17 protein-coding genes are annotated in these 17680 nt (G+C 74.2%); 15 read left to right on the forward strand and 2 right to left on the reverse strand.

Annotation, left to right across the window (positions count from 1 at the left end):
• Nucleotides 1-196: 196 nt before the first annotated feature.
• The 8 genes from rpsB (at nt 197) to dxr (ending at nt 7515) form a co-directional block, all read left to right on the forward strand.
• Nucleotides 197-1231, forward strand: a complete 1035-nt coding sequence (gene rpsB / locus H2O74_RS06005; RefSeq protein ID WP_182113569.1) for a 30S ribosomal protein S2 — start codon at nt 197-199, stop codon at nt 1229-1231.
• A 60-nt stretch (nt 1232-1291) separates the two neighbouring features.
• Nucleotides 1292-2131, forward strand: a complete 840-nt coding sequence (tsf, locus tag H2O74_RS06010; protein ID WP_182113570.1) for a translation elongation factor Ts — start codon at nt 1292-1294, stop codon at nt 2129-2131.
• A 164-nt stretch (nt 2132-2295) separates the two neighbouring features.
• Nucleotides 2296-3057 carry a UMP kinase gene (gene pyrH / locus H2O74_RS06015; protein WP_255491813.1) on the forward strand — a complete coding sequence of 254 codons (762 nt, stop codon included), beginning with the start codon at nt 2296-2298 and terminating at the stop codon, nt 3055-3057.
• Between the two features lie 79 nt (nt 3058-3136).
• Entirely contained in the window at nt 3137-3694 is a 558-nt protein-coding gene (gene frr / locus H2O74_RS06020) for a ribosome recycling factor (protein WP_182113571.1), read from the forward strand.
• Entirely contained in the window at nt 3694-4569 is an 876-nt protein-coding gene (locus H2O74_RS06025) for a phosphatidate cytidylyltransferase (protein ID WP_182113572.1), read from the forward strand. Before frr ends, H2O74_RS06025 begins: the two co-directional genes overlap by 1 nt.
• A 66-nt stretch (nt 4570-4635) precedes the next feature.
• A complete protein-coding gene (gene rlmN / locus H2O74_RS06030) occupies nt 4636-5727 on the forward strand; it encodes a 23S rRNA (adenine(2503)-C(2))-methyltransferase RlmN (protein WP_182114091.1) in 1092 nt (363 codons plus the stop codon).
• Nucleotides 5724-6278 carry a DivIVA domain-containing protein gene (locus tag H2O74_RS06035; protein ID WP_182113573.1) on the forward strand — a complete coding sequence of 185 codons (555 nt, stop codon included), beginning with the start codon at nt 5724-5726 and terminating at the stop codon, nt 6276-6278. The genes rlmN and H2O74_RS06035 overlap by 4 nt, the downstream gene beginning before the upstream one ends.
• A gap of 58 nt (nt 6279-6336) precedes the next feature.
• A complete protein-coding gene (dxr, locus tag H2O74_RS06040) occupies nt 6337-7515 on the forward strand; it encodes a 1-deoxy-D-xylulose-5-phosphate reductoisomerase (protein WP_182114092.1) in 1179 nt (392 codons plus the stop codon).
• 35 nt (nt 7516-7550) lie between these two features.
• Here the strand turns inward: dxr and H2O74_RS06045 are convergent, their stop codons facing one another.
• Nucleotides 7551-7784, reverse strand: a complete 234-nt coding sequence (locus H2O74_RS06045) for a hypothetical protein (protein ID WP_182114357.1) — start codon at nt 7782-7784, stop codon at nt 7551-7553.
• 167 nt (nt 7785-7951) lie between these two features.
• Here H2O74_RS06045 and H2O74_RS06050 point away from each other — a divergent pair, with 167 nt between their 5' ends.
• The 4 genes from H2O74_RS06050 (at nt 7952) to H2O74_RS06065 (ending at nt 12594) form a co-directional block, all read left to right on the forward strand.
• Complete coding sequence (locus H2O74_RS06050) at nt 7952-9187, forward strand: sensor histidine kinase (RefSeq protein WP_182113574.1); 1236 nt, start codon at nt 7952-7954, stop codon at nt 9185-9187.
• Nucleotides 9175-9834, forward strand: a complete 660-nt coding sequence (locus tag H2O74_RS06055) for a response regulator transcription factor (RefSeq protein WP_182113575.1) — start codon at nt 9175-9177, stop codon at nt 9832-9834. Before H2O74_RS06050 ends, H2O74_RS06055 begins: the two co-directional genes overlap by 13 nt.
• Nucleotides 9835-9909: 75 nt before the next feature.
• A complete protein-coding gene (locus H2O74_RS06060; protein WP_370525840.1) occupies nt 9910-11355 on the forward strand; it encodes a gamma-aminobutyraldehyde dehydrogenase in 1446 nt (481 codons plus the stop codon).
• A gap of 99 nt (nt 11356-11454) precedes the next feature.
• On the forward strand, nt 11455-12594 hold the full coding sequence (locus tag H2O74_RS06065; protein ID WP_182113576.1) for a diguanylate cyclase: 1140 nt from the start codon (nt 11455-11457) through the stop codon (nt 12592-12594).
• Nucleotides 12595-12597: 3 nt separating this feature from the next.
• On the opposite strand, the gene gabT is transcribed toward H2O74_RS06065, so the two are convergent.
• Nucleotides 12598-13980 (reverse strand): 4-aminobutyrate--2-oxoglutarate transaminase, encoded by a 1383-nt coding sequence (gene gabT, locus H2O74_RS06070; RefSeq protein WP_182113577.1) that lies wholly within the window; start codon nt 13978-13980, stop codon nt 12598-12600.
• An 82-nt stretch (nt 13981-14062) separates the two neighbouring features.
• On the opposite strand from gabT, the gene H2O74_RS06075 reads away from it, so the two are divergent.
• The 3 genes from H2O74_RS06075 to H2O74_RS06085 all read left to right on the forward strand — a co-directional run bounded on the left by H2O74_RS06075 (nt 14063) and on the right by H2O74_RS06085 (nt 17491).
• Nucleotides 14063-15367 (forward strand): RIP metalloprotease, encoded by a 1305-nt coding sequence (locus H2O74_RS06075; protein WP_182113578.1) that lies wholly within the window; start codon nt 14063-14065, stop codon nt 15365-15367.
• A 74-nt stretch (nt 15368-15441) separates the two neighbouring features.
• Nucleotides 15442-16572 carry a flavodoxin-dependent (E)-4-hydroxy-3-methylbut-2-enyl-diphosphate synthase gene (ispG, locus tag H2O74_RS06080; RefSeq protein WP_182114094.1) on the forward strand — a complete coding sequence of 377 codons (1131 nt, stop codon included), beginning with the start codon at nt 15442-15444 and terminating at the stop codon, nt 16570-16572.
• A 49-nt stretch (nt 16573-16621) separates the two neighbouring features.
• Entirely contained in the window at nt 16622-17491 is an 870-nt protein-coding gene (locus tag H2O74_RS06085; RefSeq protein ID WP_182113579.1) for a GNAT family N-acetyltransferase, read from the forward strand.
• Nucleotides 17492-17680: the final 189 nt, after the last annotated feature.

Consider the following 17680-nt stretch of genomic DNA (forward strand, 5'->3'; position numbering starts at 1 on the left):
GGTCCGGATCTGCTCGTCCAGCACCAGTGCCAGCTCACGCCGGCACGCCGGTGGGCAGCCCGGTGTCGGTACCGCGTGGCGCCAGGGGCGTCCGGTCACCCGGCCGGCGCCGACAACCGGATTGCGGACCGCGCCGTGTGCGCGCGGCCCGCCTGCATTCGCGCGACCCCGACGGGTCGCGCCGGAAGGACGTGCCATGGCCGTCGTGACCATGCGCCAGATGCTCGAGAGCGGTGTCCACTTCGGGCACCAGACCCGCCGCTGGAACCCGAAGATGAAGCGGTTCATCCTCACCGAGCGCAACGGCATCTACATCGTCGACCTCCAGCAGTCGCTGGGTTACATCGACCGCGCCTACGAGTTCGTCAAGGAGACGGTCGCCCACGGCGGGACGATCCTCTTCGTCGGCACCAAGAAGCAGGCGCAGGAGCCCGTCGCCGAGCAGGCCGCGCGCGTCGGCATGCCGTACGTGAACCAGCGCTGGCTCGGTGGCATGCTCACCAACTTCCAGACGGTCAACAAGCGGCTCCAGCGCCTCAAGGAGCTCGAGGAGATCGACTTCGACGACGTCGCGGGCAGCGCCTTCACCAAGAAGGAGCTCCTGATCATGCGTCGCGAGCGCGACAAGCTCTCGAAGACGCTCGGCGGCATCCGCGACATGGCGAAGGTCCCCTCCGCCGTGTGGATCGTCGACACGAACAAGGAGCACCTCGCCGTCGACGAGGCGCGCAAGCTCGGCATCCCGGTCGTCGCGATCCTCGACACGAACTGCGACCCGGACGTCGTCGACTACCAGATCCCGGGCAACGACGACGCGATCCGCGCCGTCACGCTGCTGACGCGGGTCATCGCGGACGCCGCGGCGGAGGGCCTCATCGCCCGCCACTCGAGCCGGACGGGCGCCACCGAGGGTGCGCCGGCCGTCGAGGCCGAGCCGCTCGCCGAGTGGGAGCGCGAGCTCCTCGCCGGTGCCGGCGACGCCGGTGCCGAGGTGCAGACGGAACCCAAGGTCGCCGAGCGCGGGGACCACCACGAGCCGAGCAGCGCCGTCGTGTCCGACGACCTGCCGGCGACGGCCGAGGCCGCCGCGGCCGAGGTGGAGAGCCCGGTCGAGGCGATCGGCACCACGGAGCAGGGTGCGCCCACCGGCCAGGACGCGGCCCCCGCGGCCGAGGTCGAGGGTGTCTCCGAGCTCGCCGCCGACCTCGCCGCGGACGACAGCGCCAAGTGACCACCGTCCCGGGCGCCGCGAGGCGCCCGGGACACCGCCGACAGACAAGAGGACTACTCCATGGCGAACTACACCGCCGCTGACATCAAGGCCCTGCGCGAGCGCACCGGCGCCGGCATGCTCGACGTCAAGAAGGCGCTCGACGAGGCCGACGGTGACGCCGAGAAGGCGCTCGAGATCATCCGCGTCAAGGGCCTCAAGGGCGTGAGCAAGCGCGAGGGCCGGGCCGCGTCCGACGGCCTCGTCGCCGCCGAGGTCGTCGACGGTCCGCAGGGCCAGACGGGTGTGCTCATCGAGCTCAACTCCGAGACGGACTTCGTCGCGAAGAACGACACCTTCCTCGCGCTCGCCCAGAAGGTCCTCGCCGCCGCGGTGGCCGCGGGCACCGACGACGTCGCCGCGGTCCTCGCGTCGACGATCGACGGCCGCACGGTCTCCGAGACCATCGACGAGACGGCCGCGACGCTGGGCGAGAAGGTCGTCCTGCGCCGCATCGCGCGGGTCACCGCGCCGGTGGTCAGCGTGTACCTGCACAAGGTCAACAAGGACCTCCCGGCCCAGGTCGGCGTCCTGCTCGGCACGGACGAGGCGGGCGCGCCCGTCGCGCGCGACATCGCGATGCACATCGCGGCGTTCTCGCCGACGTACCTCACGCGCGACGAGGTCCCGGCCGAGACGGTCGAGGCCGAGCGCCGCATCTCCGAGGAGACGGCGCGCAACGAGGGCAAGCCGGAGGCCGCGCTCGGCAAGATCGTCGAGGGTCGCCTCAACGGCTTCTTCAAGGAGAACGTGCTGCTCGACCAGGCGTACGCCAAGGAGAACAAGAAGTCGGTGGGCCAGGTGCTGACCGAGGCCGGTGGCACGGCCACGGGCTTCGCCCGCTTCCGCGTCGGAGCCTGACCCACGGTGCCCACGCGGCCCGCCGTCCGAGCCCTGCTCGGTGGCGCGGGCCGCGTGGGCACACCCGTACGACCCGCCGGGTCCCGCTGCGCCGGGGCTTCGCGGTGGCACGACCCCGACACCCCTGTGCCGGGCCGGGACGCGACGTTGGAGGACCTGTGAACGTGACCCCCGCTCCCGTGACCGTGGTCGTCCCCGACGACCACGTGGCAGACCAGCCCGCGCGGCGCGTGCTCCTCAAGCTCTCGGGCGAGACCTTCGGCGGCGGCACGATCGGCCTCGCGCCGGACGTCGTGCGCCGGGTGGCCGTGGAGATCGCCGAGGCGGTCCGCTCCGGCGTCCAGGTCGCGATCGTCGTCGGGGGAGGCAACTTCTTCCGCGGCGCCGAGCTGTCGCAGAGCGGCCTCGACCGGGCCCGCGCCGACTACATGGGCATGCTCGGCACGGTCCTCAACTGCCTGGCCCTGCAGGACTTCCTGGAGCAGGCCGGGGTCAGCACGCGCGTGCAGACCGCCATCGCCATGGGGCAGGTCGCCGAGCCGTACATCCCGCTGCGTGCGATCCGGCACCTCGAGAAGGGCCGCGTCGTGATCTTCGGCGCGGGCGCCGGCATGCCGTACTTCTCGACCGACACGGTCGCCGTGCAGCGCGCGCTCGAGACGCACTGCCAGGAGGTGCTCATGGGCAAGAACGGCGTCGACGGCGTCTACTCGGCGGACCCGCGCACCGACCCGGCGGCGGTGCGGCTCGAGGAGCTGACCTACACCCAGGCGCTGGTCGAGGGCCTCGAGGTCATGGACGCCACCGCGCTGAGCCTGTGCCGTGACAACGACGTGCACATGCGCGTGTTCGGCATGGGTGAGGCGGGCAACGTCACCCGTGCGCTGAGGGGTGAGAGGATCGGGACGCTGCTCACCGCGGGCTGAGCGTCCTTCCGACGCGCCCGAGCCCGCGCGGCACCGGCCCACCGCACGACCCGAAGACCGACAGGACGAAGGAGCACCAGTGATCGACGACACCCTCCTCGAGGCCGAGGAGAAGATGGACAAGGCGATCGAGGTCGCGAAGGAGGATTTCGCGACCATCCGCACCGGCCGTGCGAACGCCGCGATGTTCACGAAGATCGTCGTCGACTACTACGGTGCGCCGACGCCGCTGCAGCAGCTCGCGTCGTTCACGACGCCCGAGGCACGCACGATCATCGTCTCCCCGTTCGACCAGTCCTCGCTGGGCAACATCGAGCGTGCGCTGCGCGACTCGGACCTGGGCGTGAACCCGAGCAACGACGGCAAGATGATCCGGATCGTCCTGCCGCAGCTGACGCAGGAGCGGCGCCGCGACTACGTCAAGCTCGCCAAGACCAAGGCGGAGGACGCGCGCGTCTCGGTGCGCAACATCCGTCGTCGCGCCAAGGAGGAGCTGGACCGCATCGTCAAGGACGGCGAGGCGGGCGAGGACGAGGTGCAGCGGGCGGAGAAGGAGCTCGAGGCGCTCACGAAGCGCCACACGGACCTCATCGACCAGATCCTCGCGGCCAAGGAGAGCGAGCTGCTCGAGGTCTGATGGGTGAGTCAGCCGGTCTCGAGGCGCACCCGCGCGCTGTGACGAGCACACCGCGCGCCGGACGCGACCTGCCCCTCGCCGTCGGCGTGGGGCTGGCGCTGCTGGCGGCGGTCGCGGGGTCTCTGCTCTTCCGCAAGGAGGGCTTCATCCTCCTCGCGGCCGTCGCCTGCGGCCTGGCGCTGTGGGAGCTCGCGCACGCCTTCCTGCGGCGCGGCATCCACCTGCCGCTCCTGCCGCTGCTCGTCGGCCTCGCGGGCATCCTCGTCTCGTCCTACACGGCGGGCGCCGAGGCGCTGCTGGTCTCGTTCATGCTCACGGTCGGCGGCGTCGTCGTCTGGCGCGTGCTCGACGGGTCGGGGCCCGCGGCGCTGCGGGATGCGTCGGCGGGGGCGTTCGCCGCCGCGTACATCCCCTTCATGGCCGGCTTCGTCATGCTGATGCTCGCGGAGCCGGACGGCGCCGGCCGGGTCGCGCTCTTCGTGCTCCTCGCCGTGGCCAACGACACCGGCGGCTACATCGCGGGCGTCCTGGCGGGCCGGCACCCCCTGGCGCCCTCGGTCAGCCCGAAGAAGTCGTGGGAAGGGCTGGCCGGGTCGCTCCTGCTCGCGAGCGGCGTCGGCGCCGCGGGGATGCACCTGTTCCTCGACGCGTCGCCGGCCTTCGGCATCGTCCTGGGCGTGGCGGCGGTGCTGACCGCGACGCTCGGCGACCTGGCCGAGTCGCTCATCAAGCGCGACCTGGCGCTCAAGGACATGGGTCGGCTGCTGCCCGGCCACGGCGGCGTCCTGGACCGCCTGGACTCCATGCTGCTCACGGCGCCGCTCGTGTACCTCCTCCTCCTCGTGGCGTTGCCTGCCGGCGGCGTCGCGGCCTGACAGACTGCTGGTGACATGACCGAGGTACGACCGGGCTCCGACGGACGCCCGCCCCTGACCCTGACGATGGCCGCGCCGCGCCGCGGCAAGCCGCCGCAGCACTTCGCCGACCTCGCACCCGAGCAGCGTGGGCCTGCCGTCGCCGCGCTCGGCGAGAAGCCGTTCCGGGCCAAGCAGCTCGCGACGCACTACTACACGCACCTGACGAGCGACCCCGCGGACATGACGGACCTGCCGCAGGCGGGCCGCCAGGAGCTCGTCGAGCGCCTGTTCCCGACCCTGCTGCGGCCCATCCGCACCCTCGAGGCGGACGGCGGCACGACGGTCAAGACGCTGTGGCGCCTGTACGACGACGTCAAGGTCGAGTCCGTCCTCATGCGCTACCCCGGGCGCTCCACGCTGTGCGTCTCGAGCCAGGCGGGGTGCGGCATGGCGTGCCCGTTCTGCGCGACCGGGCAGCAGGGCCTGACCCGCAACCTCTCGACGGCGGAGATCGTCGAGCAGGTCCGGCTCGCCGCCCGGGCGCTGAGCCGCGGCGAGATCGCCGGCGGCCCCGGGCGCCTGACGAACCTGGTGTTCATGGGCATGGGGGAGCCCCTGGCGAACTACCGCGTCGTGGTGGACGCGGTGCGGCGGTTCGTCGCGCCCGCCCCGGACGGCTTCGGGCTCTCGGCGCGCAACGTGACCGTCTCGACCGTCGGGCTCGTGCCGGCGATCGACAAGCTCGCCAAGGAGGGCATCCCGGTCACGCTCGCCCTGTCGCTCCACGCCCCGGACGACGCGCTGCGCAGCGAGCTGGTGCCCATCAACACGCGCTGGACGGTCGACGAGGCGCTCGACGCCGCGCGCCGGTACTTCGACGCGACCGGCCGGCGGGTGAGCATCGAGTACGCCCTGATCAAGGACATGAACGACCACGCCTGGCGCGCCGACCTGCTGGGGGAGAAGCTCACGGCCCGCGGCAAGGGCTGGGTGCACGTCAACCCCATCCCGCTCAACCCGACGCCGGGCTCGATCTGGACGGCCAGCGAGCGCGACGTCGAGGCGGAGTTCGTGGCGCGTCTGCGCCGGCACGGCATCCCCACGACGGTGCGGGACACACGCGGTAGCGACATCGACGGGGCGTGCGGTCAGCTCGCCGCCGAGGAGGTCTCATGACGAGGGCCATGTTCCGGACCGCCGGGAGGCTGCGCTCGGGGTACGAGCCGCACCAGGTCGACGAGTTCTTCACGCGCGCCCGCAGCGCGTACGACGGCGACCCCAAGGAGCCGATGTCGGGAGCCGACGTGCGGCGCGCGGCCTTCGACCTCGTCCGCGGCGGGTACGTGACCTCCTCGGTGGACGCGGCCCTGGACCGCCTGGAGCGGGCCTTCGCGGTGCGCCAGCGCCAGGAGTTCGTCGCCGCCCACGGCCAGCAGGCGTGGATGGAGCACCTCGCCGCCCAGGCCCGCACCCTCTACGGGCGACTCTCGCGGCCCGACGGGGAGCGGTTCGCGCCGGCGGCGCGCGGCGTGCAGGGCTACCGGCCCGAGGACGTCGACGAGCTGTGCCGCCGCCTGGTGGACTACTTCGACCACGGCCAGAGCCTGACGTCCGAGGAGCTCCGCACGGCCACGTTCCGCCCGGCGCGGGGTGCCAAGGCCTACGCGGAGGGGCCGGTCGACGCCTTCGTCGAGCGCGCGGTCGAGGTGCTCCTCGGCGTCGAGTGACGCGCGCGCCGCGCAGGCGCGCCGCCCGCCGGCCCCGGCCTGGGAGACTGGGCGCGTGATGCGCACCGTGACACTGCTCGGCTCGACCGGATCCATCGGGACGCAGGCGGTCGACGTCGTGCGACGCCACCCGGACCGGTTCCAGGTGGTCGGGCTCAGTGCGGGCGGCAGCGACCCCCGGGCGCTCGCCGACCAGGTGCTGACCCTCGGCGTGACCGCCGTGGCCGTCGCCGACCCGGGGGCGGGGTTCCGCGTGCTCGAGGAGGTCACCCGGCTGGCCGCCGAGCGCGGCGTCCCCGCCGTCGGCCTCGAGCTGCTCACCGGACCCGACGCGGCGACGACCCTCGCGGGCCGCGGTGCCGACGTCGTGCTCAACGGGATCACGGGCTCCGTCGGCCTCGGGCCGACGCTCGCGGCGCTCGAGGCGGGCAGCACGCTCGCGCTCGCCAACAAGGAGTCGCTCGTCGTCGGCGGCGCGCTCGTCCGGGCCGCGCAGCGGCGGCCCGACCAGGTGGTCCCGGTGGACTCCGAGCACTCCGCGATCGCCCAGTGCCTGCGCTCGGGCAGCCGGGCGGAGGTGCGCCGGCTCGTCCTGACGGCGTCGGGCGGGCCGTTCCGCGGTCGCAGCCGCGACGAGCTCAAGCCCGTCTCGCCGCAGGAGGCGCTCGCCCACCCGACCTGGAGCATGGGCCCCGTCGTGACGATCAACTCGGCGACGCTGATGAACAAGGGCCTCGAGCTCATCGAGGCCCACCTGCTCTTCGACGTGCCGGTGGACGACATCACGGTCGTGGTGCACCCGCAGTCGGTGGTCCACTCGATGGTCGAGTTCGTCGACGGCTCGACGATCGCCCAGGCCTCCCCGCCGGACATGCGGCTGCCGATCGCGCTGGGGCTGTCCTGGCCGGACCGGCTGGACCCCGTGACGCCGCCGTGCGACTGGTCGGCGCCCACGGCGTGGACCTTCGAGCCGCTCGACGACGAGGTGTTCCCGGCGCTGCGCCTCGCGCGCGACGCGGTCGCCGCGTCCCCGACGCACCCCGCGGTGCTCAACGCCGCCAACGAGGAGTGCGTCGAGGCGTTCCTGGCCGGGCGCATCGGGTTCCTCGACATCGTCGACACCGTCGCGCGCGTCGTCGGCGAGCACGACGGGCGGGCGGAGCCGACCCTCGCGGACGTCCTCGACGCCGAGCGCTGGGCGCGCGCCCGCACCCACGAGCTGCTCGCCCGGCGCTGAGGCGGGCGGGTCTCAGGCCCGCGCCCGCCCGGCGCTCACGAGCGCGTCCGGCGGTGGTGCACGACGAGCGCCGCGACGCAGGCCAGCACGCCGAGGCCGAGCGGGACGCTCACCGCGACGAGGCCGGCGACCGAGGTGGTCACGTTCGCCACGGCGAGCGCCAGGAGCGTCAGCCACAGCACGGGACGCAGCACGCCGTCGCGTCGCGGCGCGGCGGCCAGGGGAGCGGTGCCGTGCTGGGCTGTGGTGAGGGTGTCGAGGTCGTTCACGGGGTTCTCCTGAGGTCGTCTGGCTGGTACCGACCACGCTAGGTGGGGCGGGGCGGCGCTACGATCCAGCCCGCGCCCGGACCGTGGTGCAGCAGGCTGCACCTTCTGCCCGCCGCCGCTCCGCGGCGCCGCGTGTGGCCTAGGGTCGGCGCTCGGAGGAGGTGGCCATGGACCAGCACGCCCGCTCGCGCGGCCGGGTCGCCCGGACCCTGGACGCGCTGGAAGACCTCGTCGGCGGGCTCGCGACCGGCGTGCTCGCGTTCCTGGCGCTCCTCTGGCTCGCGGCCACCGCCGTGCTGTGCCTGGTGGGTGTCGGTGTGGTGCTCGCCCCGAGCGCGCTGCGCGGCGTGCGCGCCGTGGCCGACCGCGAGCGTGCGCGGCTGTCGCTCACGGGTGACGCCCTCGTCGGTCCGGGAGCGGTGCCCGCAGGGCTGCGCGCCGCGCTCGCCGACCGGGACGTGCGGCGCGAGATCGCGTGGGTGGCGCTGCACGCGACGGTCGGCCTGGGACTGGGGCTCGTGGGCATCACCATCCCGTTCAGCGCGGTGCGGGACGTCACGTTCCCGCTGTGGTGGCGCGCCGTCGAGGCCGAGGCGGCGAACGGGACCATGACCTACCTCCGGGTGCACGACGACGGTGACGCTCTCCTCGTGGCACTCATGGGCCTGGCGTGGGTGGTCGCCGCGTTCGTGCTGCTGCCCGTGCTCGCGCGGATCCAGGCGTGGCCCGGCCGGCGCCTGCTGCCCGCGGGACCGGGCGCCGACCTCGCGCTGCGCGTCGTGCAGCTCACGGCCACCCGTGCGGCCGCGCTGGACGCGCACGTCGCCGAGCTGCGCCGGATCGAGCGTTCCCTGCACGACGGGACCCAGAACCGGCTGGTCGCCGTCACGGTGCTCCTCGGGGCGGCCCGCCGAGCCCTCGAGCGCGACCCCGCCGACGCCGTCGCGATCCTCGAGCGCGCCCAGGGCGCCGCGGAGGACGCGCTCGCGGACCTGCGGGGCGTCGCCCGGAGCATCCTGCCGCCCGTGCTGACCGACAGGAGCCTCGCGGACGCCCTCACCGGGCTCGCCTCGTCCAGCGCCGTCCCGTGCGCCCTGGAGGTCGACCTGCCGGTGCGGTGCGCGGCCTCGGTCGAGGCGACGGCGTACTTCGCGGTCGCGGAGGCGCTGACGAACGTCGCCAAGCACAGCGCGGCGCGCGCCGTGACCGTCGACGTCGGCCTCGCCGGCGACCGGCTCCGGGTGCGGGTGCGCGACGACGGCGTCGGCGGCGCCGACGAGGGCGCGGGCTCCGGCGTCGCCGGCATCCGGCGCCGCGCTGAGGCGCACGACGGCGTGCTCACGCTGACCAGCCCGCCCGGCGGGCCGACCACCCTGGAGGTGACCCTGCCGTGCGGATCGTGATCGGTGAGGACGACGCGCTGCTGCGCGAGGGACTGGCGCTCCTGCTGCGCGCGGAGGGGGTCGACGTCGTCGCGACGGCGGCCGACGCGCAGGAGCTCCTCGCGGCCGTGGCGGAGCACGAGCCCGACGTCGCCATCGTCGACGTCCGCATGCCCCCGACGCACACGGACGAGGGGATCCGCGCCGCGGTCGAGGCGCGCCGCCGCCGCCCGGGCCTCGCGGTGCTCGTCCTGTCGGCGTACGTCGAGCAGGCCTTCGCCACGGACCTGCTGGTCCACGGCGGCGCGGGCCTCGGCTACCTGCTCAAGGAGCGCGTCGGCCGCGTCGAGGAGTTCCTCGCCGCGCTGCACCGCGTGGCCGGCGGGGGCACGGCGATCGACCCCGAGGTCGTCGCCCAGCTCCTGACGCGGACGCGGTCGGACCCGCGGCTGGACCGCCTCAGCACCCGGGAGCGCGAGGTGCTCGCGGTGATGGCCGAGGGGCTGGGCAACAGCGCCATCGCGGCGCGGCTCTTCGTCACGGAGGGAGCCGTGCACAAGCACATCCGCAGCATCTTCGCGAAGCTCGACCTGCCGCCCGACGACGAGGCGGACCGCCGGGTCACCGCGGTCCTGCGCTACCTCGAGGACGCGCAGCGCCGCGTGTGAGTGCCGGAGCCCCACCGGCCGGGGCAGGGCGCTACGGTGCCGAGGAGCTCGACCCACACCCCTGCGGAGGCTGACGTGAGCACACCGACCGTGACCGTGACCCGGCTCCAGAACTTCGTCGGCGGACAGCACGTCCCAGCGCTGGGCGGGCGCACGAGCGACGTCGTGGACCCGGTGACCGAGGAGGTCTATGCCACGGCGCCCGTCTCGGACGCGGCCGACGTCGACGCCGCCCTCCGCGCCGCGGCGGTGGCGTTCGAGGGCTGGCGGGACGCCACGCCGGCCGAGCGGCAGCTCGCCCTGCTGCGGGTCGCGGACGCGGTGGAGCGGCGCGCGGACGACTTCGTGCGCGCGGAGTCGCGCAACACCGGCAAACCCCTCGCCCTGACGGTCACCGACGAGGTGCCGCCCTGCGTGGACCAGCTCCGGTTCTTCGCGGGGGCCGCGCGGATGCTCGACGGCGTCAGCGCTGGGGAGTACCTCGCGGGCCACACGTCCTGGGTCCGGCGCGAGCCGATCGGCGTCGTCGGGCAGGTCACGCCGTGGAACTACCCCCTGATGATGGCCGTGTGGAAGGTCGCCCCGGCGCTCGCCGCGGGGAACACCGTCGTGCTCAAGCCGTCCGACACCACGCCGGTGAGCACCCTGCTCCTGGCCGAGGTCGCGGCGGAGTTCCTGCCGCCGGGCGTCCTGAACGTCGTGTGCGGCGACCGTGACACGGGCCGCGCGCTCGTGGAGCACGACATCCCCGCGATGGTCTCGATCACCGGCTCGGTGCGTGCCGGCACCGAGGTGGCGGGCGCCGCGGCGCGCGACCTCAAGCGGGTCCACCTCGAGCTCGGGGGCAAGGCGCCCGTGGTCGTCTTCGGCGACGCCGACGTCGCCGCGGCGGCGGCCGGCATCGCGAGCGCCGGCTTCTACAACGCCGGGCAGGACTGCACGGCCGCGACCCGGGTGCTCGTGCACGAGTCGGTGCACGCCGACTTCGTCGCCGCGCTCGCCGAGCAGGCGCGCGGGACGCGCACGGGGCGCCCGGACGAGGACGTCGCCTTCGGACCCGTGAACAACTCGGTGCAGCTCGCCCGCGTCAGGGGCTTCCTCGAGCGGCTGCCCGACCACGCCGAGGTGGTCGCCGGCGGGCGGCGCCAGGGCGACGTCGGCTGGTTCCACGAGGCGACGGTCGTCGACGGCCTGCGCCAGGACGACGAGGCGGTCCAGGACGAGATCTTCGGTCCGGTCATCACGGTGCAGACGTTCCGCGACGAGTCCGAGGCGCTCGCCCTGGCGAACGGCGTGCGGTACGGCCTGGCGAGCTCGGTCTGGACCAAGGACCACGCGACCGCCCTGCGCATGTCGCGTGCGCTCGACTTCGGCTGCGTGTGGATCAACACCCACATCCCGTTCGTGGCCGAGATGCCGCACGGCGGGTTCAAGCACTCGGGCTACGGCAAGGACCTGTCGGTGTACGGCTTCGAGGACTACACGCGGATCAAGCACGTGATGAGCGCGTTCGAGGCCTGACCTGGGGAATTCACCCACCGGGGCGGTCGACCCGGCCGCGGGCCGGGGTTACGGTCGCGACGTGGCCGAGGACGTTCTGGCGCGATGCCGCGGCACCCGATGACCTCCCCCCGGGCGAGTGCCGGGGCGGAGCACGCCCCCGACCTCGGTGCGGTGGTGCGCGGGAACCTGCAGCAGCAGAGCCGCTACGTCATCGCGATCGCGATCGCGATCGGGATCCCGACGATGGTGGTCGTCGCGCTCACCGCGCCGGAGCCGGACCCCGTGGTCCGCTACGGCTACCCGCCGGTCATCGCCTACCTGCTCGTGTACGCCTGGGTCCTGGTGCGCCGCCCCGCGATGGCGGTCCCGTTCTCGCGCATCACGCTCGTGCTCTTCGAGCTGGCCTGGATCACGACCATGGCCGCGGGCCTCGCCCGCGCGTCGGACCTCGACGCCGCCTGGGCGGCGCTCTTCCCGCTGTTCTTCCTCAGCATGGTCATCTTCCTGATCGTGGGCTACCTGTTCTTCTCGGCCCGCCAGGGCGCGGTGCATGCCGGGGCGGTCGTGCTGGCCGTGTTCGCCGCGGGGTCCGCCGGTGCGCTCGCGGCCGACGACGGTGCCCGCCTGGTCCCGCACGTGCTGCGCTACTGCATCTACCTGGCCGTGATCGCCGTGCTGCTCCTGGTGCTGTCCCAGGCCAAGACCCGGCTCGCGCTCGCCCTCGTCGCGGCGCAGCAGGCGCGCGCCGAGGTCAGCGAGATGCGGGACATGGCCTACCTCGACGCGCTCACCGGCGTCGCGAACCGTCGTCGGCTCGTGGAGGAGCTGTCCTTCCGGTCCTCGCGCGTCGGCCCCGGGTACCCCGTCGCGCTCGTCTACTTCGACCTCGACAGGTTCAAGTCCATCAACGACGACCACGGCCACGCGGTGGGCGACGACGTCCTGCGCCGGGTCGCGAGCCTGGCGAGCGGCGTGGCCGGGCGCGACGCCGTCGTCGGGCGCCTGGGCGGCGAGGAGTTCGTCGTCGTCGCGCCGGGGGCCACCCACGCCGACGCCCTCGACCTCGCCGAGAGGCTGCGCCAGTCGTTGCCGCGCGAGGTCGGCGCGGACCTCGGCGTGCCCGTGACCGCCAGCTTCGGCGTCTCGATGCTGCGGCCGGGGGAGAGCGCCTCCGTCGCGCTCGCCCGGGCCGACGAGCTCATGTACGACGCGAAGGCCGGCGGCCGGGACCGCGTCGTCGGCGGGGCGATGGCCTGAGCGTCAGTGCTCGCCGACCAGCACCCGCTCGAGGACGTCGAGCGCGTCCGCGAGCAGCGCGCGGTCGATGACGAGCGGGGGCAGGAGCCGGACCACGTTGCCGTACGTGCCGCAGGTCAGGACCAGGACGCCGTCGGCGGCGCAGGCCGCCGCGACGCGCGCCGCCTCGGCCGGGTCGGGCTCCAGCGTCCCGGGCCGGACGAGCTCGACGGCCAGCATCGCGCCGCGGCCCCGCACCTCGGCGACCTGCGGCGCCCGGGACGCGACCGCGCGCAGGCGCTCGGTCACGAGCTCGCCGATCCGCCGGGCCGCGGCGGGCAGGTCCGCCGCCTCGTAGGCCTCGATCGTCGCGAGCGCCGCGGCGCACGCGATCGGGTTGCCGCCGTACGTGCCGCCGAGACCGCCGGCGTGGACGGCGTCCATGAGCTCGGCGCGGCCGGTCACGGCCCCGAGCGGCAGGCCGCCCGCGATGCCCTTGGCCATCGCGACGAGGTCCGGCACGACGCCCTCGTGCTCGCACGCGAACATCGCGCCGGTCCGCGCGAACCCGGTCTGGACCTCGTCGGCGACGAGCAGCACCCCGTGCTCGCGGCACCAGCGCGCGAGGGCGGGCAGGAAGCCCGGCGCCGGCACGACGAACCCGCCCTCGCCCAGGACGGGCTCGACGACGACGCAGGCCACCTGGTCGGCGCCGACCTGCTTCTCCAGGACCGCCACGGCGCGGGCGGCCGCCTCCTCGCCCGTGACCGGCACCGGCTCGCGGAGGGGGTAGGAGGCGGGTACCCGGTACACCTCGCCGGCGAACGGGCCGAAGCCCGTCTTGTAGGGCATCGCCTTGGACGTCATGGCCATCGTGAGGTTCGTGCGCCCGTGGTAGGCGTGGTCGAGCACGACGACGGCGTCGCGCCCGGTGGCCCGGCGGGCGACCTTGACCGCGTTCTCGACCGCCTCGGCGCCCGAGCTCACCAGGACGGTCCGCTTGGCGTGGTCACCCGGCGTGAGGCGGGCGAGCGCCTCGCACACGGCGACGTACTCCTCGTAGGGCGCGACCATGAAGCACGTGTGGGTGAAGTCCGCGGCCTGCCGCGCGACGGCGCTCACCACGCCGGGCGACGCGTTGCCGACGGACGTCACGGCGATGCCCGAGGCGAGGTCCACGAACGTGTTGCCGTCGACGTCCACCACGACACCGCCGCCGGCGCGGTCGACGTAGACCGGCAGGGCGCTGCTCACGCCGGCCGCGACGGCCGCGGCGCGCCGGCGCGTGAGCTCGCGCGACCGCGGCCCGGGCACCTCAGTCACCAGGCGGCGCACCTGCGGCAGGTCCGGCGGGTGCAGGGCGGACAGATCGGGCCAGGCGGTGTCGGGCGCGGCGGCGGGTCCCATGCGGCGATGCTAGGGCCGTGGGGCGTGCGGCGACGGTCCCCGCGCGGGGCATGATGGTGTCCGAACCCACGGAAGGCGGCTCATGGAGTACGTGATCGGTCTGGTCGTGCTGCTCGTCGGGCTCCTGGTCTCGATCGCGCTGCACGAGGTCGGGCACCTGGTGCCCGCCAAGCGCTTCGGCGTCCGCGTGCCCACCTACATGGTCGGCTTCGGCCCGACCCTGTGGTCCCGGCGCCGCGGCGAGACCGAGTACGGGCTCAAGGCGATCCCGCTCGGTGGGTACGTCCGGCTCGTCGGCATGTTCCCCCCGGCCGACGTCGTGGGTGCCAAGCCCCGCCCCGGCCGCATCGGCGAGCTCGTCACCGCGGTGCGCGAGCAGAGCGCCGAGGAGGTGCTGCCGGGCGAGGAGCACCGGGCCTTCTACCGGCTGAGCACGCCCAAGAAGCTCGTGGTCATGCTCGGCGGACCGGTGATGAACTTCCTCATCGCGGCCGTCGTCCTGACCGTCGCGTACGCCGGCATCGGCCTCCCCGGCCTGACCACGACCGTGGGCGTCGTCGGCGACTGCGTGCGACCGATCGATCAGGAGGAGTGCGCGCCGGGGGACCCGGCCGTCCCCGCGGCCCAGGCCGGCCTCGAGGAGGGCGACGTCCTCGTCTCCCTCGACGGGCAGCCCCTCGCGTCGTGGCAGGACTTCCAGGACGCGGTGCGCGGGACCGACGGCTCGCCCGTGCCGCTCGTCGTCGAGCGCGACGGGCGCGAGACGACGCTCGAGCTGACCCCCGTGCTGGCCGAGCGGCCGGTCGTCGACGAGGTCACGGGCGAGGTGGTGACCGACGAGGCCGGCGACGTCGTGACGCACGAGGTCCGCTACGTGGGGCTGAGCCCGACCGTCGACCTCGTGCGCGAGCCGCTCAGCGCGGTGCCGGCACGGATCGGCGAGGTGTTCACCGGCACGGCCGAGGTGGTGCTGACCCTGCCCGCGCGGGTGTGGGACGTGGTGCTCGCCGTGACCGGCGTGCAGGAGCGGGACCAGACGTCGATCGTCGGCCCGGTGGGCGTCGGTCGCCTCGCGGGCGAGGTGACGGCCGCGGACGCCGACCCGCTGTGGCAGGTCTCGACGCTGCTGTCGATCGTCGGCTCGCTCAACATGGCGCTGTTCGTGTTCAACCTCATCCCGCTGCTGCCGCTCGACGGCGGGCACGTCGCGGGCGCCCTGTGGGAGGGCGGCAAGCGGCAGGTCGCCCGCCTGCGCGGGCTGCCCCGCCCGGCGCCGGCCGACGTCGCCCGGATGATGCCCGTCGCGTACGGCGTCTTCGCGCTGCTCGCCGTCATGGGCGTGCTCCTGGTCTACGCCGACCTCGTGGTGCCGGTCACGCTCGGCTGACGCGTGCGCCGCGGAGGCCGACGACCCCCGCGCGGGGGGATACTGGGACGGTGAGCATCCCTATCAGCCTCGGCATGCCTGAGGCGCCGCCGCCCGTCCTGGCCCCGCGTCGCCCGACCCGCAAGATCAAGGTCGGCACGCTCGCGGTCGGCGGCGACGCGCCCGTGTCCGTGCAGTCGATGACGACGACGCGCACGTCCGACATCAACGCCACCCTCCAGCAGATCGCGGAGCTCACGGCGTCCGGCTGCGACATCGTGCGGGTCGCGTGCCCCACCGAGGACGACGCGGCGGCGCTGCCGATCATCGCGAGGAAGTCGCAGATCCCCGTCATCGCCGACATCCACTTCCAGCCGAAGTACGTGTTCGCGGCGATCGACGCCGGCTGCGCGGCCGTCCGGGTCAACCCGGGCAACATCCGCAAGTTCGACGACCAGGTCGGCGCCATCGCCCAGGCCGCCAAGGACGCGGGGACATCGATCCGGATCGGCGTGAACGCCGGCTCGCTCGACAAGCGCCTGCTCGAGAAGTACGGCAAGGCGACGCCCGAGGCGCTGGTCGAGTCCGCCGTGTGGGAGGCGTCCCTCTTCGAGGAGCACGACTTCCACGAGTTCAAGATCTCGGTCAAGCACAACGACCCCGTCGTCATGGTGCGTGCCTACGAGCTGCTGTCCGAGCGCGGCGACTGGCCGCTGCACCTCGGGGTGACCGAGGCGGGTCCGGCGTTCCAGGGCACCATCAAGTCGGCGACCGCGTTCGGCGCGCTGCTGAGCAAGGGCATCGGGGACACGATCCGGGTCTCCCTGTCCGCGCCGCCGGTCGAGGAGGTCAAGGTCGGGATCCAGATCCTCCAGGCCCTGAACCTGCGGCCGCGCAAGCTCGAGATCGTCTCCTGCCCGTCCTGCGGGCGGGCCCAGGTCGACGTCTACACCCTCGCCGAGCGCGTCACGGCCGGGCTCGAGGGCCTCGAGGTGCCGCTGCGCGTCGCCGTCATGGGCTGCGTCGTCAACGGTCCGGGCGAGGCCCGCGAGGCCGACCTGGGGGTGGCGTCCGGCAACGGCAAGGGGCAGATCTTCGTCAAGGGCGAGGTCGTCAAGACCGTCCCCGAGGCGATGATCGTCGAGACGCTGATCGAGGAGGCGATGCGCATCGCCGAGTCGATGGAGCCGTCCGAGGGTGGCGCCCCCGTCGTCTCGGTGTCCTGAGCGGCTGCGCTCCGGCGCCGGCCGGGGCGCCATGGTGCACAATCGCCGCATGGTCCGAGGCCGCGCCGACGTGAGGCCCGCCGTGGTCACCGACGTCGACCTGCGCGCGGCCGCAGCGCTGTGCGCGCTCGACCCGGTGGCGACGGTGCTCGCGGCCTCGCGGATCGAGCTCGCGCTCGCCGCCGGGAGCGTGCGCGGCGGCTCGGCCCTGTGGGGCGTCGAGCGCGGCGGGCGGCTCGTCGCGCTGTGCTGGGCCGGCGCCAACGTCGTCCCGGTCTGCGACCCCGCCGACGACCAGGCCCTCGACGCCTTCGCCGCGACGGCGCTGCGCCAGGGGCGCCGGTGCTCGTCGATCGTCGGGCCGGCGGGCGCCGTGCTCGGGCTCTGGGAACGGCTCGAGCGCTCCTGGGGACCGGCGCGCGACGTCCGCGCCGCGCAGCCGTCCATGGTGATCGACCACCCGCCGCTCGTGGCGCCGGACCCCCGCGTGCGCCGCGGCAGCCCGCACGAGCTGCCGCTGCTCCTGCCCGCGTGCGTGCAGATGTTCGTCGAGGAGGTCGGCTACTCGCCCCTGCTGGGCAGCCCCGGCGCCTACGAGGCGCGCGTGCGCGGGCTGCTCGAGGAGGGCCGGTCCTTCGTCCGCCTCGACGAGGGCCCCCGCGGCCCGGAGGTGGCCTTCAAGGCCGAGCTCGGGGCCGTGAGCTCGGGCGTCGCGCAGGTGCAGGGCGTCTGGGTACCCCCCGACCGCCGCCGCCAGGGCCTCGCGGCGCACGGCATGGCCGCCGTCGTGCAGCAGACGCTGAGCACCGTCGCGCCGCTCGTCTCCCTGTACGTGAACGACTACAACGCCCCCGCACTGGCCACCTACGAGCGCGTGGGCTTCCGCCAGGTCGGCACCTACGCCACGGTCCTCTTCTAGCCCGCACCCTCCCGCCCCCTCCGCGCCACCGCGCCCACCTGCCCCGCACGCGCGGATGTTCGGATGCGCACATCGGTGCGTGTGGCCACGTACGGATCGCCTCCAGGTGCGCGGATGCGCGCGGGCGCCGTCCACAGGCGGCATGCGCGGGGCGCGTCCACCGGCCCGCGGGTCCGTGCGGCGGGCGGC

Origin of the sequence: Actinotalea sp. JY-7876, from assembly GCF_014042015.1 — a bacterium.
Taxonomy (GTDB): Bacteria; Actinomycetota; Actinomycetes; order Actinomycetales; family Cellulomonadaceae; genus Actinotalea.